This is a genomic window from Sorangium sp. So ce381 (genome assembly GCF_051473845.1).
GTDB lineage: Bacteria > Myxococcota_A > Polyangia > Polyangiales > Polyangiaceae > Sorangium > Sorangium atrum.
This window is the reverse complement of the sequence record NZ_CP150336.1, coordinates 9,895,750-9,917,199: the sequence shown is the minus strand read 5'-3', so window position 1 is coordinate 9,917,199 and position 21,450 is coordinate 9,895,750. Positions and strand designations below refer to the sequence as shown.

Sequence of the window (21,450 nt, the reverse complement as noted above, 5' to 3'; positions counted from 1 at the left end):
GGCGTGGTGAACGCCGTCCTCTCGATCTCAGGGCGCGGGCTCCCGAAGCTCGTCGAGCCGCCGGACTGGACGGCGGGGAGCTCGCGCGTCGCGGACATCGCGAAGGGGCCGAGGCTGCTAGGCTGGGCCCCGGAATGAGCATCGAGGACGACGCCCCCCTGCTGCAGGTGATGAGCCATCTCGGCCTGACCCGGGATGCGCTGCTCGGCATCGGCGGTGAAGCCTGCGTGTTCGCACTGGGCGGCGAGCGGGTCGTGCGCGTCCACCATCCCGGGACCGTCCGGGAGACGGTCGTTCGACGAGCCCAGCTGCTCGAGGACTTCCACCAAAACGCGAGCGCGGTGCCGTTCTCGATCCCCCGTGTCCTGGAGATGACCGAGCTGCACGGCCGCCTCATCACGTTCGAGCCGCGGTTCCCCGGGCGACCCCTCTTGCAGGTGCTCGGCGAGGCGGCCGGCGCCGAGCGTGAACGTCTCATCACCCGCTATCTCGAGGCCTCGACACAGCTGAGAGCCCTGCGGGTGAGCGCTGCGTGGTACGGCGATCTCTGTGAAGCCGAGCCGATCCGGACGCCCTCTTACCGCTCTTACCTCGAGCTGCGCGCAAGGAAGAGCCTGACTTGCGCCGGGAGCGCGTTCGACGGCATCGATCCGACGCGTCTGGCCGCCGCGCTGCCCGAGCCGGAGCGACCGAGCTTCGTGCACATGGACTTCTATCCAGGCAATGTGCTGGTCGAAGGCCAGGAGGTGAGCGCCGTGATCGACTTCGGGGGCCTACCCATCGTGGGAGACGCTCGGCTCGATCCCCTGTCGGCCGTCATCTACCTCACGCCGTTCATCACCACGACCGCCACGGATCGCGACCGACGCCTCGCCCGGGAGTGGCTGCTGGCCGAGCACCTCGACGCGCTGTTCGCGCCTGCAGAGCGATGGCTCGCCGCCCGCTGGTCGTTCGCGACCGACGACGCGCGCCTGCATCGATGGTGTCGACGCGTATTGCTCGGACACCAGGGGGACCCGTGAAGCGGACCCGTGGACCCACGCGGCGGGCGGCTCCTCCGGCCGTCACCACGGGGCCGCCCGTCTGCTTTGCCGATCGTCCAGGCGGGTTGGAATACACCTGGCGAGTCAGGGGGACAGCGCTGCACATGAGGCCGACGCGAAGCCCGGTACGCTCCAGCAGTCGCCGCGTCGCTAGAAAGATACGGCGGAGCGCTCCGACGCGGCCCTCGCTACTTTCGGTAACATCTGGGCCGCTCGCTACTTTTGGTAACACGTGGGCCGCTCGCTACTTTGGGTCACGTGAGCCGCTCGCTACTTTTGGTAACATGTGAGCCATTCGTGCGATGCGTCGACCCGCGTGCGTCGTGCATAATCCTTTGAGCGCCTTCCGGGAATTTGTATCCTCACCTCATGCCGAAATCTTTGCGATTCCTCCACTTCGAAAATTTTCCTGCGTCATCGTCCTTGGCGCTCGGTGCGATGTTGTTGCTGGGCACGCTGCACGTCAGCGGCTGCGGCGGTGATGACGGGGAGGACACCTCCGGCGGCACCACCGGTGGCCAGCAGACGACGAGCACCACCAGCAGCAGCGGCGGCACGCCGGGGAGCTCCTCCTCCAGCGGCGGGGAGCCCAGCACGACCTCGGCGTCGACCGGGGGCGATGGCGGCGCGGATCCGGCCGGCACGGGCGGCTCGGAGCCGGCCGGCACGGGCGGCTCGGACCCGGCTGGCACCGGCGGAGCGGGTGCGGGTGGAGGAGGGACGGGCGGTGGCGGTGATGGAGGATCGCTGCCCGACTCCGGCATTCCGCCGGCGCCCGGCGGCGGCAATGTGCCGAAGCCGGCCGGTGCGGCGGGCGGGTTCAAGGTCATCGACTGGGCCGGCTTCGCGGGCGCCGTGACGTACAGCTTCGACGACGTGAACCAGACCCAGATCCAGCACTTCGATGAGATGATGGCGCTCGACGTGCCGTTCACCTTCTACGTCTGGACCGGTAAGCAGGAAGCGAACAACGCGGTCTGGAAACAGGCTCTGACGCGCGGGCACGAGCTCGCCAACCACACGAGGAGCCACTCGAGCAACGACAACGGCTCCGATACGGACGCCGCGACGAAGGACATGAAGGACAAGTACGACGTCACGCCGTACACGATGGCGGCCCCGAACGGCGCGGGTGTCTACGAGGGCATCGCCCGGACGCGCTTCATGATCAATCGCGGCGTGTCCAACGCCCTGATCGGCCCGAACGACAACAGCAATCCGTTCGTTCTGCCCACCTACATTCCCCCGACCAACGCTTCCAAGGCGCAGATGGACTCGGAGGTCTCGAGCGCGCGAAGCGGCAAGAAGTGGCGCACCTTCTGCATCCACGGCTTCACCGGCGGCAACGACGGCGCCTATCAGCCCATCCCGTTCCAGGCCTGGGTCGATCACGTCAAGGCCGTCAAGGCATACGGCGACGTGTGGATCGGCACCATGGAGACCATCGGTGCCTACTGGCGCGGCCAGAAGGCGATCACCGACGGCACCAACACCAAGAACGGGAACGACACGACCTACAACTGGACGCTCCCCACCAACTTCCCGCCGGGCAAGTACGTGCGCGTGACGGTCACCGGCGGCACGCTCAAGCAGAACGGCGCCCCGCTCAAGTGGGATCCGCACGGCTACTACGAAGTTGCGCTCGACGCGAAGTCCGTCACGCTCTCGCCGTGACGCGAGCCGCCCGAAGCCGCGCGCCTTCACCGGCGCGGCTTCGGGCGTAGCCGGCCCCACCCGCGGCAGGTCCCGCAGCTGGAGCTTGACGTCTCCGAAGCGTTTGGGTCTCCTCTCCTCCAGCGAGAGCGCGTTTCATGCCTGACACCAGCGGGAGTACGATGGGGAGCTTCGCTCGGTTGCTCCGCGAACCGGTCATTCATTTCCTCTTCATCGGCGCGCTCTTGTTCCTCGGCCACCGGCTCGTCGCCGGCGATCCCAGGGAGATCGTCGTCAGCACGGGGCTGAAGACGGACCTGGAACGGCAGTTCCGCGACACCATGGGGCGGGCGCCGACGGCGGCGGAGCTGGCGGAGGCGCTCGACGGGTGGAAGCGGGACGAGGTGCTCTACCGTGAGGCGCTGCGGGAGGGGCTCGATCGGCAGGATGCGACGGTGCGGGTCGCGCTGGCCGAGAAGCTGCGGACACGGGCGGCTCAGCCGATAGCGGCGCGGGAGCCGACGGATGCAGAGCTGGACGCGTGGCTGGCTTCTCACCGGAGCAAGTACGAGACGCCGCTGCGGTACGATTTCGAGGTCGTAACCTTTCCCAGGAGCGATCCGGCTGCAGAGGAGCAGCGGTCGACGTATCGACGGGCGCTGGCCGACGGTGCGGACCCGAGGACGCTCGGTCGTCCGATCGTGGGTGGCAACCTCACCCGCGATTCACTCGCGGACAAGTTCGGACCGGCGGTCTCCGAGAGCATTGGCAGCTCGCCGCTCGCGACGTGGCAGCCCCTGGAGACCCAGGACAGCCTGCTGCTCGTGCGGGTCAACCAGATAAGCGGGGGGCTGCCCGGCCGCGAGGCGATCCGCGCGATCCTCACCACCGACTGGGCCGCCGCAAGGAAGAAGGAAGCCGTCGACGAGTTCGTCAAGAGCCTCCTTGCGCAGTACAGATTCAAGGAGAGTCCTTGAATCGTTCGCGTCTGCTCCGGCTGGCTCGGTCCCTGCCGTTCTTGCTGGCCCTGCTCCTGGCGCCCGCCCCCGCGGCGGGCCACGCGCTCAACTCGGCGCTTCTTTCGCTGACGGAGGTGGAAGGTCACGAAGGGCGGTTCCTCGTGCGCTGGCAGGCGAGCTCGTCCGCGCTGGAGGCCGAGCTCGCGACGCCCGCCGTGTTCCCTCCGGCCTGCAAGGTCGAGGGAGCGTATCTCGACTGCGGTCACGACGGCCTGGTCGGCACCATCGAGCTTCCCTGGCTCGAGGGGACCGAGACCAACGTGATGGTCGTTGTCGAGTGGCGGAATGGCAGCCGGCTCGTCCGGGTGTTGACAGGCAACGACCCGAGCCTGGTGGTCTACGGTATCCCCGCCTCCGCCGGGCTCCGCGCGCTCCGGCCTATCATGGTCGATTACACGTGGCTCGGCGTCGAGCACATCCTGACCGGGTTCGACCATCTCCTCTTCGTCATCGCGCTCACGCTCCTCGTGCGCGGCGGCCGCAAGCTGCTCGGCGCGGTCACGGCCTTCACGGTCGCGCACAGCCTGACGCTCGCCTGCGCCGTGTTCGGCTGGTTGACGCTGCCTGCCCCGCCGGTCGAAGCGGCCATCGCGCTCTCGATCGTGCTGATCTGCGGCGAGTGCCTACGGTCGACCGACTCGCTCACGCGCCGGGCCCCCTGGGCCGTCACGTTCGCCTTCGGGCTGCTTCACGGGCTCGGGTTCGCTTCGTCGCTGCTCGACATCGGGCTGCCGGAGAGGCATGTGCCGATCGCGCTCTTGTTCTTCAACGTGGGCGTGGAGATCGGCCAGCTCGGCGTGATCGCGCTGGTGGTCGCGCTGCGCCTGCTGGCCGCGCGGGTCCCCACGCAGCCGGCGACGGTGAGGCGCGGCGTTGTGTATGCGATGGGCGCAATGGCAGGCTACTGGTCGATCGAGCGCGTCGTGGCGATGCTGACGGACGCCCGCATGTAGCGGATCCCGCAGGCTGCGGCGTGGAGGCGGCCCCTTCGCGCTCCACTGCAGCGCCCGGCAGGCGCCTCGCCGCTCACCGCTTCTCGCCGTTACCCGGCGCAGCGGGCGCCCCGCCCCCCGGCGTCGCGTCCACCGCGCCCGGCCCGAGCAGCGTGCCGCACATCGTCTTGCACAGGATGTCGGTCGCCTTGCACTCGCACTTGCCCTGCTGCTTGAGCTCGAGCTTCCCGCGCATCTCCTCGACCGTGAACTGCGCCATCCGCTCGACGCGAGCCATGTCCCACCCCTCCTGGACCTGGCGGGGCGTCCGCGGCTCGGTGGCCTTGCCGTCGGGCTCGGCGCAGCAGCGGAAGCTCAGGAAGTAATAATAGAACCCCTCGTCGTGGGTGTAGATCTTCGGCCGGCACTGGTTGCGCACGCCCTTGTACCAGGGGCCGCCGGTGTGGACGCTGTCGAACTTGCCGCGCCAGCCGCCGCTCGTCTCGCTCGCCACCACCTCGTCGGTGTTCGCGGGCAGGTCGGCGACGCCATAGTCGCTGATGCACTGGGGCTGCGATCCGCTCCGCACCCCCTTCCAGAGGCGGGCCAGCTCGCCCGGGTCGCGCTTCGCGACCTTCTTCATGTCGGGATCGTCCCACATGTGGTCGCCGTTGCACTTCGTCGCGTCGCGCGAGTACCCGTAAGGGAACGGCTTCATCTCGGGGCCCTCGCAGGCGAGCGTCCATTCCGACTCGGTGCAGAGGCGCTTGCCGACGGCGGCGCACTTGACCTGCGCCTGGTGGAAGCGGTTCATCACCTCGGGCCGCTCCCCCTTCTTGTTCGGCCACTCGTACGTATCGATGCAATAGCGCTTCTTCGTCTTGTCGCCCGTGCAGCGGGCCGGGGTGGGGGCGAACTCCTCGCAGATCGTCTTCTTGTTCGACTTGTCGTACCAGCTGCGGAGACAGCTGTGCTCGACCTCGCTGCAGTACTCGCCCTCGACGAGCTTCATGTCGGCCGGGCACGCCTGCTCCTCGGCGGCGGCGGTCTCCCCGCCGGCGGTCCCCGCCTGGGCGGCGGGCGCGCCGGCCTCCGGGGCGGGGGGCGCGCCGGCTCCGGGCTCGGCGGGGGGCGCCGCGGCCGCGGGCGGTCGGCCGTCGTGCGCGCGCGGGGAGGGCACCGACTGAGCGGGCTCCGGGGGCGCGCCGGAGCAGGCGGCGGCGAGCGTGAGGGTGGGGAGGGAGAGGGGGAGCAGGAGGCGTCGCATGCCCGGCGTCATAGTCGAGATCGCGGCGAGGGGAACCAGGCGTCGCGCCCCCGGATCGACGCCGCGCGCTCCGGCCGTGCCGGCGGCGGTCCGGCGGGGGTCCGCGCGAGCTCCGGGCGGCGGCGCGCCGGGCGCTCTCCGGGAGCCCCGGCTCCGCGATGTGGCGCTGCAGATCTCGCCCTCTGCTCCGGCAGGCTATCGACGCGCATAGATCGCCGTTCCCGCCGAAGGCGCGTGATATCGTGCGCCCGAAGGCAGAAGGAGTATCGCTGATGATGCGTACGGCTCGTTTCGGTTCGCTGGTTCTTGCGTTCGTCTTTGCCGCTTCGGCGGCCGCCGTCTCGTGCGGCGACGACGGCGAAGCCCCGTCCAGCGCGGCAAGTGGCAATGGCGGTGAAGGCGGCGGAGGAGCAGCGGGGGGCGGGGGCGCAGCGGGCGGCGGCGCCGGGGGATCGGACGCCGGCGGCGTGACGATTCCCGATCTCGACGGGGATGTCCGGGCGGTGACCGACGAGCTCGGGGTCCTCCACCTCGAGTGCGCGTCCGACGACGACTGCTTCGCCGCGCTCGGTTACTTCCACGCTCAGAACCGCTTCTTCTTCATGGATTTCATCCGCAACCTCGTCGAGGGATCGCTCGGCGGGCTGGTGAAGGCGGGCGCGCGGGTGCTCGAGCAGGACTATCAGAACCGCCATTTCTTCACGACGCGCGAGGGCGAGCCGCTCGAGAGCGCGCTCTACGAGCAGGCGAGCCCGAAGGTGAAAGGGCATCTGGACGCGTATGCGCGCGGCGTGAACGCCTGGCTCGCCGACATGCGGAACAAGAGGAACGGCGCGACGCTGACCGTCGAGTACAACCTCGCGCTCATGGTGAAGGAGGCGATCCGCGACTGGAGGCCGGAAGACAGCACAGCCGTCGGCCTCTACGTGCTCAACGACCTCTCGAACAACAGCGGGCAAGAGCTCGAGCTCGCGGCGCAGATACCGCTGTTCGATGCGGCGCTCGCCGCCGATCTGTTCTCGCCCGCGCCGGTGTTCGACGCATCCACCGTGCCCGCCGCGCAGACGGCGGACCTCGTGCGGCCCTTCGCGCCGGTGGCCGTGTCGCGGCTCTCGCCGCGCCGGGCGCTCCTCACGGGCGCGGCGGAGCGCGCGGCGAAGGTCGGCGACGGCCGGCGCAAGATGGCGGGCGACGCCGGGTCGAACAACTGGGCTGTCGGTCCGGGCCGCACCGGGAGCGGCCACGCCCTCCTGGCGAACGATCCGCACCTGTTGCTCGGCAATCCCAGCATCTGGTTCCCCGTCGAGCTCGACGCCAAGAGCAGGGGCGACGGCGAATACCACGTCGCCGGCGCCACGATTCCGGGCATGCCGGGCGTGATAGTCGGACAGAACGAGTCCATCGGCTGGGGCGTGACCACCGCGTACTACGACCTGGCCGACGTCTACCTGGAGACGCTCACAGGGGACGGCGCGTCGGTCGACTTCAAGGGGGAAGACGTGGCGATCGTCGAGAAGAAGTTCTCGTTCAAGGACGCGGCTTCCGGCGAGACGATCGAGAAGACCTTCCGCTGGGTCCCGCACCACGGGCCCATCGTGAGCGAGGACGCGGACGCCGGCACCGCCGTGACCATCCGGTGGCGCGGGCACGACGGCGGGACGGACCTCGACGCGTTCTTCGCCCTCGGGCGCGCTGGGAGCGTCGCCGAAGCCAGGAGGGGGCTCGAGGCGACCAGCACCGTCAGCCAGAATTTCGTCGTTGTCGACACCGAGGGGAACATCGGCTGGTTCCCGTACAGCAAGGTGCCGGCGCGGCCCTGGGCGTCGCCCGAGGTGCCCGCGTGGCTGCCGCTCCCGGGGGACGGGAGCGCCGAGTGGGGCGACCCGATCCCGTTCGCCGAGCTGCCGCAGCTGCTCAACCCGCCTGCGGCCGCGATCGCGACGGCGAACGGCGACATGACGGGCGCGACCGCCGACGGCGATCCCACGAACGACGGGCAGGGCGCGCTCCAGGCGTGGGGCAAGGCCGACGGGACGCGCGAGCAGCGGATCCTCGATCTGCTCGACGAAGGCGGCGACGCGCATTCGCCCGACACCATGACGGCGATGCAAGGCGACACGTACTCGCTCTATGGCAGCTTCGTCGTGCCTGCCGTGCTCTCGGCGGCGGAGCTGGCGACGTTGACGGACGAGGAGCAGGCCGTCGTCGACGCGCTCGCCGCCTGGGACCATACGTGTCCGACAGGGCTCGACGGGCACGATCCAGCGCGCGCGGGCAAGGTGGAGGACGCGACGCTCGCCGCCGAGTCGATCGGCTGCACGGCGTTCCACGCGACGTTCTATGCGATCGTCAGCGAGGCGCTGGGCGACGAGGCAGCGGCGGCGGGCGTCGATGAGCCCGGGTTCGGGCTGGCCGTCGTGGCGCGCGCGCTGCGCGATCCGGCGCGCCTGAGCTCGGGTCCCCTGCTCTGGGACGACGTGACCACCGACGGTGTGGTGGAGACGCAGGACGACATCGTGCTCCGGGCGCTCACGAAGGCGGCCGCCTCGCTCGCTGTCATCGGCCCGGCGGACGACTGGCGCTGGGGCCGCGTCCACACGCTCTCGCTCCGCAGCATCTTCGATAACTTCGGCCTCGCGGTGTACAACGCGGGGCCTTACGCCGCGCCGGGCGGGCTCTTCACCGTCAACGTCGCCAACCCGAGATCGCGCGCGCTCCCGCCGGACGGCGAGAAGCCCAGCTTCGCCTTCGCCAACGGGCCGTCGATCCGCCTCGTCATCGACGCGGATCCGGAGGGCCCGAAGATGCGCTTCGGCCTCCCCGGCGGGTCGGACCTCCACCGCGAGAGCGCGTTCTACAACAACCTCCTTCCGCAATGGCTCGACAACGAGCCGCTCGAGTTCCACTTCGGGCCGGGCGCGGTGACGGATCCGGCGAGCGTGGTGGACGTCTCGCCGGCGCGCTGACCCTGCGCGAGCGCGCGGCGGGCCCCGGCGGCGCCATGTCGCCGGTCGCCGCCTGCGCGAGCGCGCGGGTCATCGCGACCGCCGCCCGCGCAGGCGCGTGATCCAGACTCCCAGGCTCCCTCGGATCCGCGGGTTCTTGGGACACCGATGATTCCATTCCAATGTGCAGAGAACGCCGTTGCGCCTAGGGCTATCCCCTGCTCGTATCGGGGCGCGCCTGGCGCGCTTCTCCTGCGCTGCGATGAGGCGCGAATGAGCATTGGCCGTGAAGCGATCCCTGATCCGTGACCTGCGCCGCAGTCTGAATTACCTATCTCCCCACCGTGGCCGGCTTTCCGTGTGCCTCGCGCTCACCCTCGTCTCGGGCGGCCTGCCCGCGCTCGAGCCGCTCGCGCACCGCGCGATCTTCGACCAGATCTCGGCGAGCGCCGGTGTCTTCGGCCCCGGGAGCGGGCCGGCCGCGCCCGGGGAGCTGGGCGCCCGGGCCCTCGCCGGCATGACGCTCGCCCTGTGCGCGCTCGTCGTCCTCCGGCAGATCGCGGAGGGCCTGGGGGCGCTCTCCGTCTGGCGGGTGCGGCTCCGCATCAACCGGGACCTGCTCGACGAGACCACCGCGCGGCTGCACGCGCTGCCCCTCTCGTACCATCAGGAGAGGGGCGTCGGAGAGACCATGACGCGGGTCGATCGCGGCATCACGTCGCTCATGGACTGCCTCTCTTCTGTCGCGTTCCAGCTCTTCCCGGCGCTCGTCTACCTCGTCGTCTCGCTCGGGATCATGCTCCGGCTGAGCCCGCTGCTCGCGCTGGTCGCTGTCGGGTTCATCGTGCCTCCGCTGCTCTTCGGCAGGGCGACCACCGCGCGCCTCGTGGAGCGCGAGCGCGAGGTGCTCGACCGCTGGTGCGGTATCTACAACCGCTTTCAGCAGGTGCTCTCGGGCATCAAGACGGTCAAGGCGTTCGCGCGCGAGGCGGACGAGCACGCCCGGTTCATCGGCTCCGTCGAGGAGGCGCAACGCGAGGTGCTCCGGAGCATCGGGCTCCAGACGCGGCTCTCCGCGGGCCGGAGCGTGTGCGTCAACATCGGCCGCGTGGTGCTGCTCGGCGTGGGGGGCCTGCTCGTCCTCCGCGGGGAGCTCGGCGTCGGCACGCTCGTCGCGTTCCTCGGTTATGTCGGCGGCCTCTACGGCCCTGCGCAGACGCTCCTCGGCGTCTACGAGACGGCGCGCCGCGCCGAGGTCGGCCTGGCGGCGATCTTCGGCGTGCTCGACGCCGAGGTCGCGGTCGCCGATCCGGAGCGCGCCGTGAGCCCGGAGCACATCCGCGGCGACCTCGAGCTCGACCAGGTGAGCTTCCGCTATCAGCGCGCCGCCGGGCGGGCGGTCATCGACGGGATTTCGCTCTCGATCCGCGCCGGCGAGTTCGTGGCGGTCGTGGGCCCGAGCGGCGCCGGGAAGAGCACGCTCGCCGATCTGCTCCTGCGGCTCCACGATCCGACCTCCGGGGCGATCCGCATCGACGGGCACGATCTCCGGGCGCTGTCGCAGCGCGCGCTCCGGCGGAAGCTCGGGATCGTCACGCAGGAGCCGTTCCTCTTCGAGGACACCATCGAGGCGAACCTCCGGTATGGCTCGCCCGACGCGACGAAGGAGGCGCTCCGCGCCGCGGCGCGCGCCGCCTGCGCGGACGAGTTCATCGAGCGGCTCCCTCTGGGGTACCAGACCCTCGTCGGCCGCGGCGGCGTGGCGCTCTCCGGCGGGGAGCGGCAACGCCTCGCGATCGCGCGCACGCTGCTCAAGGACCCGTCGGTCGTCATCCTCGACGAGCCCACGAGCAGCCTCGATATCGCGAGCGAGACGGCGGTGCAGCGGGCCATCGAGGGGCTCTCGCGAGGCCGCACCACGCTGCTCATCGCGCACCGCCTCTCCACCACCACGCGCGCGGACCGCGTCGTCGTCATCGACGGCGGGCGCGTCGTCGAGCAGGGCCCGCCCGCGGCGCTCCTCCGCCGCGGCGGGGCGTACCGCCGGATGATGGATCTCTGGCGGGCGCACGAGCCCTCCGGGGCGAGAGGCCTCGGCCGCCGAGCGGGTGCGCTGGAGCTGCTCGAGGCCGCGGCCGTGCCCGGCGCGTGAGCGGATCCCGAGGCGCCGGGTCGAAGCATGATCCAGGAGCGGGGGCGCAGGGCGACGCCGCGCGCCCGATCTGAGCCGTCGCGGCGGGGGCCGGCCATCTAGAGGCTACCCGATGTCCGCGCACCTCCGCGTCGTTCGAAAGCCCCGTCCACCGGACGGCCCCGCCGGCGCGCAGCTCACCTCAGCCGACATCCTGCGCGGCCTGCACGCCCGGAACCCCGCGGCGGAGCGCCGCCTGCTCGACGCTTACGCGGGCCTCGTCGAGCGGATGCTGTTTCGCATCCTTGGCGACGTCCGGAGCCTCGAGGATCTGGTCCAGGACGTGTTCGCCCGGGTGTTCTCCCGCATCGACGACGTGCGCGAGCCCGAGGCGCTGAAGGCCTTCATCACCGGCGTCACCGTGTTCGTCGCGCGCGAGGCGCTCCGCAAGAAGCGCAGGCACCGCTGGCTCGCGTTCTTCGCGAGCGACGAGATGCCGGAGGTCGCGGCCAGCGCCGACCCGGAGGCCCGGCAGGGCGTGCGTGCCTTCTACCGCGCCCTGGAGACGCTCGACGCCGACGATCGGCTGGCCTTCACGCTGCGCATCGTCGAGGGCCAGGAGCTCACCGAGGTGGCCGCCGCGTGCAAGGTGTCGCTCGCCACCGTCAAGCGCCGGATCCAGCGCGCGGAGCTCGCGTTCGTCGAGCGCTGCAAGAAGGACGAAGTTCTCTCTACCTGGCTCGCGGAGGGCGACCGATGGACGTGAGGACCAAAGACGTCGCGGCCGTGGGGCGCCGGGTCGCCGCGCACCAGGACGCCGCGCTCGAGCGGCTGGTGCGGCCGTCGACCACGGATCGACTCCAGGCGATCTACCGCAAGGAGGCCGCGCTCTCGCTGAACGCCGGGGCGGCTCCCCTTTCACGGCGGCTCGGCGTCGCGCTCGCCGCGGCGTGCGTCGCCGCTTCGGTCCTCTGGTTCGTGCTGTTCCGGCCGGGCGACCCGCTGACCTACCGGGTCGCAGGGGCGCCGGGCGCCGTCGGCCGGTGGGTGGCGGCGGACGCGTCGCAGGTCGGGCTCGACTTCTCGGACGGGTCGCGCGTGGACCTCGCGCCCGGGACGCGCGCCCGCGTGACCGAGGTCGGCCCCCGGGGCGCGAGCGTCCTCCTCGAGCGCGGCTCGCTGCACGTGCGCGTCGTGCATCGCGACGACACCCGGTGGGTCGTGGCCGGGGGGCCTTTCGAGGTCCACGTGATCGGCACCGAGTTCGACGTCACGTGGAACACGGAGGCCGAGGAGCTCACGGTCTCGATGATCACCGGCCGCGTGCGCATCCTGGGCCCGTGCGTCGACCCATCGGGGCGCGCGGTCGCCGCCCCCGAAGCGACGCGGCTGACGTGCGCGGCTCCTCGACCCGTTGCGCCGCAGGCGTCGTCGCCGGCGCCTGATCCGGAGGCAATCCCGTCGGCTCGGCCTCCCGCCCCCCTCCCGAGCCCGAGCCCGAGCGCGGCCGGGTCCGCTCCCGCGCTCGCGCCCGCGCCGCCGTCCCTTGGCTCGCCGCGGGCCCGCGCGGGCGAGCCCCTGGCCGACTCCCCCGCCGAGCGCTGGCGCGCGCACCTCGCCGCGGGCAAGCTCGGCGAGGCGCTCGCGGACGTGGAGCTCCTGGGCATCGACACGGTGCTCGGGCGCGCCAGCGGCGCGGAGCTCGTCGATCTCGGCTCCGCGGCGCGGCTTTCGCGCAAGCCGAGCGTCGCGGCCCGGTTCTACGAGGCCGCGCGCCAGCGGTTTGCCGGGAGCGACGCCGCGGCCGCAGCGGCGTACCACCTCGGTCGCATGGCGTTCGACGGGCGCGGCGCCTGGGCGGAGGCCGAGCGCTGGTTCGCCGTGTACCTCGCGGAGAGGCCGCGCGGCGCGCTCGCGCCGGAGGCGCTCGGCCGCTCGATCGAGTGCGCGAGGAACCTCCAGCTCCGCGCGCGCGCCAGCGAGCTCGCCGCGCGTTACCTCGCGGCGTACCCGAACGGCGCCCACGCCGGGCTCGCGGCGACGCTCGTCCATGGGGCCGATTGAGGTCTCCGCTCGGCAGCCTGCACGCTGGATCGAGCCTTCGCCCGCGGAGGTCGCGGCCGCCACGCCGGCGCCGCCTGCGCTCGCCGGGAGCGCGCGCCGTGGCGAGCTCGATCTGCTGCGCGCTCGTCGCGTCGCTGGCGTTCGCGGCGTTCGCGGCGTTCGCGGCCCCGTGCTCCGCCGACGAGGCGCCGCCGATCACGGTCGTCGCCGGCGCGCGCGGGGCGCTGGCGTACCGCCTCTCGCAGGAGCTCGAAGCGGCGGGCCTGCAGGTACGGGTCGAGGCGAGCCCGGCGGCGGCTGGTTCCGGCGGGCTGCTCATCGTCATCCCTGAAGGCGAGCAGGGAGCCATCGAGATCTGGTCGGACTCGAGCGGGCGCGCGGACCTGGTCGCGAGCGTGGCGCCCGACGGCCCGCTCGACACCCGGGTGCTCCGCGCGGCGGAGCTGGTGCGGGCGCTCCGGTCGACGGCCGGGGCCCCCGCCGGAGCCGCCGGACCAGCGCCGGCGGCCGTCGGACCAGAGCCGGCGGCCGTCGCGCCGGCTCCGGTCCAGCCCTCTCCCGTCGCGCCTCCTGCCGCGTTGCCCGGCGAGGCGTGGGGGAGCCAGCCGCTCCGCGCCTGGGCGCCGCTCTCGCCGCCGTTCGCGTTGCCCGCGGCGCCCAGGGCCCCGCTCGTCGAGGTCGGTGTCGCGATCGCCCTGGGATGGCAGGCGCCCGGCGCCTCGCTGGCGCTCGATGCCTCGCTCCGCATCTGGCCCTCGGCCCGGATCGGCGCCGGGCTCCTGGCGGACCTGTCGATCATCGGTCCGGAGATCGAGGCGGCGGAAGGCAAGGTTCGCTTTCGCCGCTCGCTCTTCGGCGCCGAGCTCGCCCTCGCGCCCATCGAGAGGAGCCGTCGCTTCGGACTCGTCCTCTCCCCCGGCGTGGGTCTCAGTTACGTGAGCGCGTCCGGCGATGCGAGACCGCCCTATATCGACAGCGACGAGTCCACGTTCACCGCCCTCGTGTACGGGCGAGGCGAGGCGCGTTTCCGGCTCATCGACTCCGTGGTTCTCACGGCGGGCGCGCTCGGCGGCGCGGCGATCCCGCCTGTCGATATCCGCTTTGCAGGACGGGTGATCTCGACGTTCAGCCCGCTCGCGTCGTTCTCGTTCGGCGTCGTCGTCCAGCGGTGAGCCGCCGCCACGACAGGCGGCCATTCATAGGAGCAGGCCACGCGCACTTCTTCAATCGCGATCGGAGAGACCTCCTTGAAACAGCTCCTCGTACCTGGATGCACCGTGCTCATGACGCTTGTCGCCGCATGCGACAGGATCCCGCTCGACCCCATACGCGATGATGGCGCCGGAGGTGGCGCGACGGGAGCGGGCGGGGCCGGCGGCGGCGGCGGGGCCGGCGGCGCCGGCGACAGCGGCGGGGCCGGCGGCAGCGGCGGGGCCGGCGGCAGCGGCGGGGCCGGCGGCGCCGGCGGCAGCGGCGGGGCCGGCGGCGCCGGCGACAGCGGCGGGGCCGGCGGCAGCGGCGGGGCCGGCGGCAGCGACGCCGCCGTCGGCAGCGGCGGCGCAGGCGCCGGCGGCGCCGTCGGCAGCGGCGATCCTCTGTGGAGCCGGCACTTCGCCGCGGACCGAGGTCAACCCTTGGTCTGGACGGGCAGCCGCATCGCCGTGGACGAGGCCGGCAACCTCGTCGTCGCGACGGCGGTCGCCGATGGCGTCGACTTCGGCGACGGTCCGCTCTCGACAGGGGGCAACCTGGTCTTTTCCCTCGCGAGATTCGACGGCGAAGGAGAACCCCTCTGGCACAAGGAATTCTCCGGTTCCGCCTACCCGCGTGACGTCGCGGTCAACGAGGCGGGGCTCATTGCCACGGCGGGTACGTATTACGGGACCGGCGTCGACTTCGGAGGGGGTCTGCTCGCGGGGCAGGAGTCGGATGGCGATGCCTTCGTGGCCGTCTTCACGGCGGACGGAGATCACGTCTGGTCGGCTCGAATCGGCGTCGATGGCGATCAATGGGCGGACAGCCTCGCCATCGATGCAGCCGGGAACGTCGTCGTGACAGGGACGTTCATGGGCCAGATCAGCGTCTGCGGCGCCTCGCTGACCAGCGTCGGTGACATCGACTCGTTCATCGCGAAATTCGACGCTGCGGGGAGCTGCCTCTGGAGCAAGCAGCTCGGCTACACGGAGATCCACAACGTCGCCCTCGACGCGTCGGGCAGCGTCGTCCTCGCCGGCAGCTTCGGCGACTATTACGCCGAGACGATCGACCTCGGCGGCGAGCCGCTGACCACCGCGGGCAGCGAGGATATCTTCGTGGCGAAGCTCGACGCGGCCGGTGAGCACGTCTGGAGCAAGCGGTTCGGCGACGAGGCGCTCCAGAGGGCCTACGGCGTCGCGGTCGACGGCGCTGGAAACGTCGTCATCAGCGGGACGTTCCTCGGGAGCGTGGACTTCGGCGCAGGTCCGCTGGTGAGCGCGGGAGGGTACGGTCCTCTCGGGCCCGACTCTGTCACGTGGGGCGGCAACGCCTTCGTGACCAAGCTGAACCCGGCAGGCGAGCTCCTCTGGGCCAAGCGCCTCGGGCAGTATGGCCCGCAGTCGGCGCTGGACACCGCGGCGACCGCGGATGGCGACATCGCGATCACCGGCTTGATGTACGGCGACGTCGACTTCGGCACGGGCCTGATGGACTGCACCTACGGCGATGCCTTCGTCGCGAAGCTCGATGCGACGGGCACGGTCCGCTGGGTGAAGCACACAGGCGGCAGGGAGCAACAGTACGGCTACTCCACGGCCATGGACGCGACCGGCGATGTGTACGCCGCCGGCCCGTTCCTCGGCACCATCGACTTTGGCACGGGGCCGCTGGTGGCTCCGGCGCCTACCCGGGCCATTTTCCTCGCGAAGTTCGGCCCCTGAGGCCGCGGGCGGGCGGCCCGCGAGATGGCCCTCAGCGCAGGCAGGCGCCGAGCCATCGCGCGGCGTTCTGCCCGAGGGCGGGGCCGAGGAGCTCGGGGGGCAGGTGAAGGCCCTGATAGGTGCCGATGGTGCGGGCCGATTGATGATCGGCGGTTTGACGAAAGAAGCGAAACTTGTCCTCTTTCAAGAGACCCATGTTCGACTCCGCCTGCAGGTCCCACAGCTCCATGGACATGGGGTCCAGTCCGCTGGTCACAAGGTCGGTCCCGAACAGGAAGCGCTCGGGCCAGCGAGAGAACAGCCTGAGGAGCTGGGCGCGATCCCGCTCGAGGCTCGCGAACCCCTCTGTCGCCGGGCCGGCAGAGCCATGGCTCGTGTCGACGAGGAGGCGCGGAAACGCCTCCATCAGGGACTCCATGCGCGCGAGGTCGGTGCGGCTGCCGCAGAGGTGCGCGCACACGAGCCGCAGGTCGGGGAAGGCGCGCAGGACCGCCTCGAGCTCGCTCCTGTAACGGACGGTGTTGGCATGAAGGAGAACCGGAATCGCCTGATCCGCGAGCGCCTGCCACATCGCCTGGTGCGAGGGGTCGTCGAGGGGACGCTCGTGAAAGAGGTTGTGCCCCTGGTAAAGCTTCACGCCGCAGGCGCCTCGGCTGCGCAGCTCGGCGAGGTACGCGAGGTCGTCGTGACCCAGATCCAGGGTGACGAAGGGAATGAGCTTTCCACGGTGAGCCGCTGCGGCGTCGAGGACGATGTCGTTGCCTGCGCGGTAGCCGGAGAGGCCCGAGCCGCCGCGGCCGCTGGTCAGGTCCGGGCTCGCCAGGATGACGGTGCGATCGATGTGGTGCTTGGCCATGTGCGCGAGCAATGGCGCCACCGCGTTGGCCTCCGTCAGGTGCACATGGATGTCGATGACCTCCTGACGGGCGGGCGGAGCCGGCGACGAACGGCACCCCAGGGCGGCGGCGAGCGCGGCGCCCCACGCGATGCTCCGGAAGCGAGCGCCGCGATCGGCGCGCGAGCGCATCGAATGAGGGCGATGAGGACGGCGGCGATCAGGAGAGCGATGAGGGACGATCGAACGATGCGGATCCATCGCCGACAAGGATACGCCGTGGCAGCGACGGCGCCATGAGAAAGGAGGGAGTTGCGAAGATGTGAAAATGATGTGAGCTGATGATTCGCTTCTGCGCCTGATTCGTGCGGATTCGTGCAAATGCTCGATGTTCGCGCCTCGAAGGCGAAGTTCTGTCCTGGAGTTCGTCGTTCACCTGTGCCCAGTGGAGTTATTATGTCGCTCATTCGTAGCTCGGTTCGTCTCATGGGGGTCGCAGCGCTCTACGCGTCTTTGTTTGCAACGCCGTCTTGCTCGCGCTGGCTGGACGATGCCGTAGGCCCAGGCGCCGAAGGAGGCGGCGGCAGCGATGCCAGCGGCATCGGCGGTACCGGCATCAGCGGCAGCGCCATCAGCGGCAGCGGTGGCAGCGGTGGCAGCGCTGGCATCAGCGGCAGCGCCATCAGCGGCAGCGGCAGCGGCGGCAGCGGCGGCAGCGGCGGCAGCGGCGGCAGCGGCGGCAGTGGTGGGGCTGGTGTGGGCGGGGCCGCGACCGGGAGCGGCGGAGCGTCTGTTTGCGCGGACGACGCCTACGAGGCGAACGACGCGTCCACCTCTGCGGCCCCGCTCGCCTATGACCATACCGACGACAGCCTCGGTCCCAGCGCGTGGTTTTCAAAGCTCGATCTCGTCCTCTGCCAGGGCGACGAGGACTGGTACCTGCTCGACACCACCTCTCTCGGGATCGAGGAGGTCAACTGGAGCCTTCGCGTCCTGGCCTCTGGGGCGGGGCTGTGCGGCTCGGGTTGTGAGCAGTATACTCCGCCCTCCGCCCCAGAGAACACGTTGATCGTGGAGGTCTACAGCGCTGCCACGATGGAGCTCCTCGGGGCCGAGGAGAGCGATCATGGACGGGTATGGCTCGATGGAGGAGGCGCGGATTCGGCGAACGATCTGCTGCTCCGCGTCTATGGACCGCCCGAGGCGAACTACCCGTACGACATGAGCTTCGTCGCCAAGTCCTATGAGGGGGAGGACGAGTGCGAGTGCTGAGCTTCGCCTGGCGCCGCGGCGCCCGCTCTACGACCTCGTCGTGCGGATTGCCTCCTGCAAAATAAAAGAAGCCCCGCTCGGCCCGTCGAACGCGCCGCTCGAATCTCGCATGGATCGCCGTGTCAGCGCGTCGATCTGCGCGTGAGCGAGCTTTACTTATCGCATTCGAAGGCTACCCTCCATTCATGCGAATCCTTGGAATCAGCGGGGGTCACGAGCCGGACCATCTCGGTTATCCGAGACCAGCATTCAACGCGGCGACGTCGCACGACGGCGCCGCCGTCCTCCTCGAGGACGGCGAGGTCGTCGCGGCGATCGAGCAGGAGCGGCTGAACCGCCTCAAGCACTCGAACAAGGCCCCGTTCCAGGCGGCCCGCTTCTGCCTGGAGAGCCGGGGGCTCCGCGTCGACGAGGTCGACCACCTCTGCTTTTACATCAGCGAAGAATGGTGCGACGCCCAGGTGAAGCGCGGGCTCTTCTCCGCCGGCCCCGAGCTGCGCACGGCGAACGACGTCATGAGGCGCCTCGTGCTCGCCGAGTTCGGCGTCGACGTGGGGCCCGAGCGCATCCAGTTCGTCAAGCATCACACGGCCCACGCGATGAGCGCCCTGATCGGGTCGGGGTACGAGAGCAGCCTGGTCCTGACGCTCGACGGCTGCGGCGACGGCGAGTCGGGATCCGTCTCCATCGGCTCCGGCGGAGAGCTTCACTCGTTGAGAGACATCCCGGAGCGCGACTCGCTGGGCAATTTCTACGTCCAGGTGATACGGTTCCTCGGATTCTCGCTCTTCGACGAGTACAAGGTCATGGGTCTCGCTCCCTACGGCGATCCGCGCAGGTACCGGGCGCTGTTCCAGGCGATGGTCGCGCTGCTCCCGGAGGGCGCCTGGGCCATCGACTTCGACAAGATCGTCGATCTCCACGGCGCGATCCGGCCGCGCGCGCCGCGGGAGCCGATCACGCAGGACCACAAGGACATCGCCGCCTCGCTCCAGGAGGCGCTCGAGACCATCGTCTTCCATTGCCTGCGGCACTTCCAGCGCGAGACCGGGCAGGGGAGCCTCTGCTTCGCGGGCGGCGTCGCGCACAACTGCACCTTGAACGGGAAGATCCTCCGCTCCGGGCTGTTCGAGCGGGTGTTCGTCCAGCCGGCCGCGCACGACGCCGGCTGCGCGCTCGGCTCCGCGATGGCCGTGCACGCGCGAAAGGCCCCGGCGCGGCGGATGCCCGCGATGGACCACCTGTACTGGGGGAGGCATATCGGCGAGCGGGGCGAGGTCGGGAGAGCGCTCGACGCGTGGCGCGATTTCATCCGCGTGGAGGAGCTCGCCGACGCGCCGAAGGCCGCCGCCGAGCTGCTCGCGGCGGGCAGCGTGATCGGGTGGGCGCAGGGCCGCTCCGAGTTCGGCCCCCGCGCGCTCGGCAATCGCAGCATCCTGGCGGATCCCAGGCCGGCGGCAAACAAGGACATCATCAACGCCATGGTGAAGAAGCGCGAGGAGTTCCGGCCCTTCGCCCCCGCGGTGACGGAGGAGGACGCGCGCGACTATTTCGATCTCGGCGGCGCGGAGACCATGCCGTTCATGATCTTCACCGTGCCCGTCCACGAACAGAAGCGACAGCTGCTCGGCGCCGTCACGCACGTGGACGGGACCGCGCGGGTCCAGACGGTCTCCAGGCGCACGAACCCGCGCTTCTGGCAGCTCATCCGGGCCTTCGGCGACATCACCGGCGTGCCGGTGGTGCTCAACACCTCCTTCAACAACAACGCCGAGCCGATCGTCGATTCGGTCGACGACTGCGTGACCTGTTTTCTGACGACGCGGCTCGACAAGCTGGTCGTCGGCGACCACCTCGTCCACAAGAAGCCCGCGCCGCTCTCGGCCTATGCGGAGCTCGTCCCCTCGTTTCCGACCTTCGTGAAGCTGCTCTCGCTGCGAGGGCCTACTCCGGGCGGCTACGAGGTAGAGCGCGCGATCGTCACGACCTACAATGACGCCCGGTATCCTGTCTCTGCGGAGACGTTCGAGGTCCTCTGGCGGGCCGACGGCCGGAAGCGGCTCAGCGAGCTGCTCGACGGCGTGGAGGATCGGGAGGCGGTGATCGCCGAGCTGATCGAGCTCTGGTCGCAGCGCGTGGTGCGGCTGCTGCCTGCCATCGGCCATTGACGGCGGAGGAGGGGGGGAGCCGCCGAGCGCCCCGCGGCCGGCGCTCCCCCGCATTCTCATAGGCGTTACCACCATCGGTCACCGACCTGAACGTTTACGTGGTCGTGAACGTTTACGTGGTCGTGGACGTTTACGTGGTCGTGAACGTTTACGTGGTCGTGGTCGTGGTCGTTCACGGCCTATCGTTGACGACCACGACCACGACCACGACCACGACCACGACCACGACTACGACCACGACTACGACTACGTAAACGTTCGGATGTAGGAGAACGCGGCGCGAAGCGTGGTTGGCGCCTACGCTCCCGCATTTTACCGGTACCCCGCCATGGTGATGATCACGTCCTCGGGGCAGATCTGGTCGGTCTCCACCTCGAACCCGTGATCGCGCAGCATCCGCCGGACGCGCTCCCCTCTCCCGCCGAAGTCGTGCAGCTCGAGGACGACGGCCCGGATCCTCCCCCAGTCGTCGGGGCGAATGCCCTCCAGCACGTCGATCTCAGCCTTCTCGGCGTCGATCTTGAGCAGGTCGATCTGCCCGATCTGCTCCCGCTCGATGAGCTCGGACAGCGTCTCGAGCGCGCACTCCACGCGCCTCATTCCACGCCTCATCCACCAGGCATGACAGTCGATGAGCACCGAGTTCACCGCGCGCGGGAGGTGCTTCATGTAGGCCGGCAGATCCGCGTGGTGCTTCTCCCGGATCCGCTCGTCGTAGATGGCCGCGAGCGTGGCCTGTTTGTCGTCGCTCGCCATCATGTCATACATGCTGGAGATGGCGCCCTGGCGTGGCGCGTAGTGGAACGTCGCCGTGCCCGCGGCCCGACCCAGGCCCGCGCGGTGCAGGCGCACGCGCTCCGATCCGGACGATCTCAGGTTCATCCGGAGGAGCTCGAACGTCTCGGGGATCGGCTCGAAGCAGTGGATCCGCGCCCGTCCGCCGGTGCGCTTCAGCACCTCGAGCGCGAAGAGGCCGATGTTCGCGCCGACGTCGATCACGGTCACCTCCCCGCTGGCCAGGAGGCTCTGCACGCGAGGCCTGAAGTAGCCCTGCACCTGGAGATGCAGCGTCCTCGCCATGTCGGGGACGCGATCGTGAACGACCCTCTGGTCCGGCAACTCGATTGCGAACGTCTTCATAGGGGCTCATCCAAACGTGGTGTGTCCATCCCTCGCGCCGCCGCGCGCACGGGCGCGCGCTCG

The 21,450-nt window shown here is 70.5% G+C and carries 17 protein-coding genes; 14 read left to right on the top strand and 3 right to left on the bottom strand.

Translation table 11 applies throughout. The features are described from left to right. Positions 1-3: 3 nt before the first annotated feature. The 5 genes from WMF29_RS37205 to WMF29_RS37185 all read left to right on the top strand — a co-directional run bounded on the left by WMF29_RS37205 (position 4) and on the right by WMF29_RS37185 (position 4,668). The gene (locus WMF29_RS37205) at positions 4-138 is read left to right on the top strand and encodes a hypothetical protein (protein ID WP_437324846.1); all 135 of its coding nucleotides are present in this window, start codon (positions 4-6) and stop codon (positions 136-138) included. Further along, the gene (locus WMF29_RS37200) at positions 135-1,022 is read left to right on the top strand and encodes a phosphotransferase family protein (protein WP_437324845.1); all 888 of its coding nucleotides are present in this window, start codon (positions 135-137) and stop codon (positions 1,020-1,022) included. The genes WMF29_RS37205 and WMF29_RS37200 overlap by 4 nt, the downstream gene beginning before the upstream one ends. A 459-nt stretch (positions 1,023-1,481) precedes the next feature. Continuing rightward, complete coding sequence (locus WMF29_RS37195) at positions 1,482-2,717, top strand: polysaccharide deacetylase family protein (protein WP_437324844.1); 1,236 nt, start codon at positions 1,482-1,484, stop codon at positions 2,715-2,717. A 137-nt stretch (positions 2,718-2,854) separates the two neighbouring features. Further along, positions 2,855-3,673 (top strand): peptidyl-prolyl cis-trans isomerase, encoded by an 819-nt coding sequence (locus WMF29_RS37190; RefSeq protein WP_437324843.1) that lies wholly within the window; start codon positions 2,855-2,857, stop codon positions 3,671-3,673. After that, on the top strand, positions 3,670-4,668 hold the full coding sequence (locus WMF29_RS37185) for a HupE/UreJ family protein (RefSeq protein WP_437324842.1): 999 nt from the start codon (positions 3,670-3,672) through the stop codon (positions 4,666-4,668). The genes WMF29_RS37190 and WMF29_RS37185 overlap by 4 nt, the downstream gene beginning before the upstream one ends. 73 nt (positions 4,669-4,741) lie before the next feature. Here the strand turns inward: WMF29_RS37185 and WMF29_RS37180 are convergent, their stop codons facing one another. Continuing rightward, complete coding sequence (locus WMF29_RS37180; protein ID WP_437324841.1) at positions 4,742-5,914, bottom strand: SUMF1/EgtB/PvdO family nonheme iron enzyme; 1,173 nt, start codon at positions 5,912-5,914, stop codon at positions 4,742-4,744. A gap of 272 nt (positions 5,915-6,186) precedes the next feature. Between WMF29_RS37180 and WMF29_RS37175 the strand changes: the two genes are divergently transcribed. The 6 genes from WMF29_RS37175 to WMF29_RS37150 all read left to right on the top strand — a co-directional run bounded on the left by WMF29_RS37175 (position 6,187) and on the right by WMF29_RS37150 (position 15,972). After that, a complete protein-coding gene (locus WMF29_RS37175; protein ID WP_437324840.1) occupies positions 6,187-8,880 on the top strand; it encodes a penicillin acylase family protein in 2,694 nt (897 codons plus the stop codon). A 265-nt stretch (positions 8,881-9,145) separates the two neighbouring features. Continuing rightward, positions 9,146-11,011, top strand: coding sequence for an ABC transporter ATP-binding protein (locus tag WMF29_RS37170; protein WP_437324839.1), 1,866 nt, complete (start codon positions 9,146-9,148; stop codon positions 11,009-11,011). Between the two features lie 112 nt (positions 11,012-11,123). Further along, entirely contained in the window at positions 11,124-11,756 is a 633-nt protein-coding gene (locus WMF29_RS37165) for an RNA polymerase sigma factor (RefSeq protein WP_437324838.1), read from the top strand. Further along, the gene (locus tag WMF29_RS37160) at positions 11,747-13,054 is read left to right on the top strand and encodes a FecR domain-containing protein (protein WP_437324837.1); all 1,308 of its coding nucleotides are present in this window, start codon (positions 11,747-11,749) and stop codon (positions 13,052-13,054) included. The genes WMF29_RS37165 and WMF29_RS37160 overlap by 10 nt, the downstream gene beginning before the upstream one ends. Positions 13,055-13,152: 98 nt before the next feature. Beyond that, positions 13,153-14,226, top strand: a complete 1,074-nt coding sequence (locus tag WMF29_RS37155) for a hypothetical protein (RefSeq protein ID WP_437324836.1) — start codon at positions 13,153-13,155, stop codon at positions 14,224-14,226. 75 nt (positions 14,227-14,301) lie between these two features. Beyond that, positions 14,302-15,972, top strand: coding sequence for a hypothetical protein (locus WMF29_RS37150; protein ID WP_437324835.1), 1,671 nt, complete (start codon positions 14,302-14,304; stop codon positions 15,970-15,972). 31 nt (positions 15,973-16,003) lie between these two features. Here WMF29_RS37150 and WMF29_RS37145 read toward each other — a convergent pair whose 3' ends face one another. Next, on the bottom strand, positions 16,004-16,999 hold the full coding sequence (locus WMF29_RS37145; RefSeq protein ID WP_437324834.1) for an amidohydrolase family protein: 996 nt from the start codon (positions 16,997-16,999) through the stop codon (positions 16,004-16,006). Positions 17,000-17,293: 294 nt separating this feature from the next. Between WMF29_RS37145 and WMF29_RS37140 the strand changes: the two genes are divergently transcribed. The 3 genes from WMF29_RS37140 to WMF29_RS37130 all read left to right on the top strand — a co-directional run bounded on the left by WMF29_RS37140 (position 17,294) and on the right by WMF29_RS37130 (position 20,501). Continuing rightward, entirely contained in the window at positions 17,294-18,079 is a 786-nt protein-coding gene (locus WMF29_RS37140; protein WP_437324833.1) for a hypothetical protein, read from the top strand. 185 nt (positions 18,080-18,264) lie between these two features. Then, the gene (locus WMF29_RS37135; protein WP_437324832.1) at positions 18,265-20,247 is read left to right on the top strand and encodes a carbamoyltransferase family protein; all 1,983 of its coding nucleotides are present in this window, start codon (positions 18,265-18,267) and stop codon (positions 20,245-20,247) included. 104 nt (positions 20,248-20,351) lie between these two features. After that, complete coding sequence (locus WMF29_RS37130; protein ID WP_437324831.1) at positions 20,352-20,501, top strand: hypothetical protein; 150 nt, start codon at positions 20,352-20,354, stop codon at positions 20,499-20,501. 58 nt (positions 20,502-20,559) lie between these two features. Here the strand turns inward: WMF29_RS37130 and WMF29_RS37125 are convergent, their stop codons facing one another. Next, positions 20,560-21,387, bottom strand: coding sequence for an FkbM family methyltransferase (locus tag WMF29_RS37125; protein ID WP_437324830.1), 828 nt, complete (start codon positions 21,385-21,387; stop codon positions 20,560-20,562). Positions 21,388-21,450: the final 63 nt, after the last annotated feature.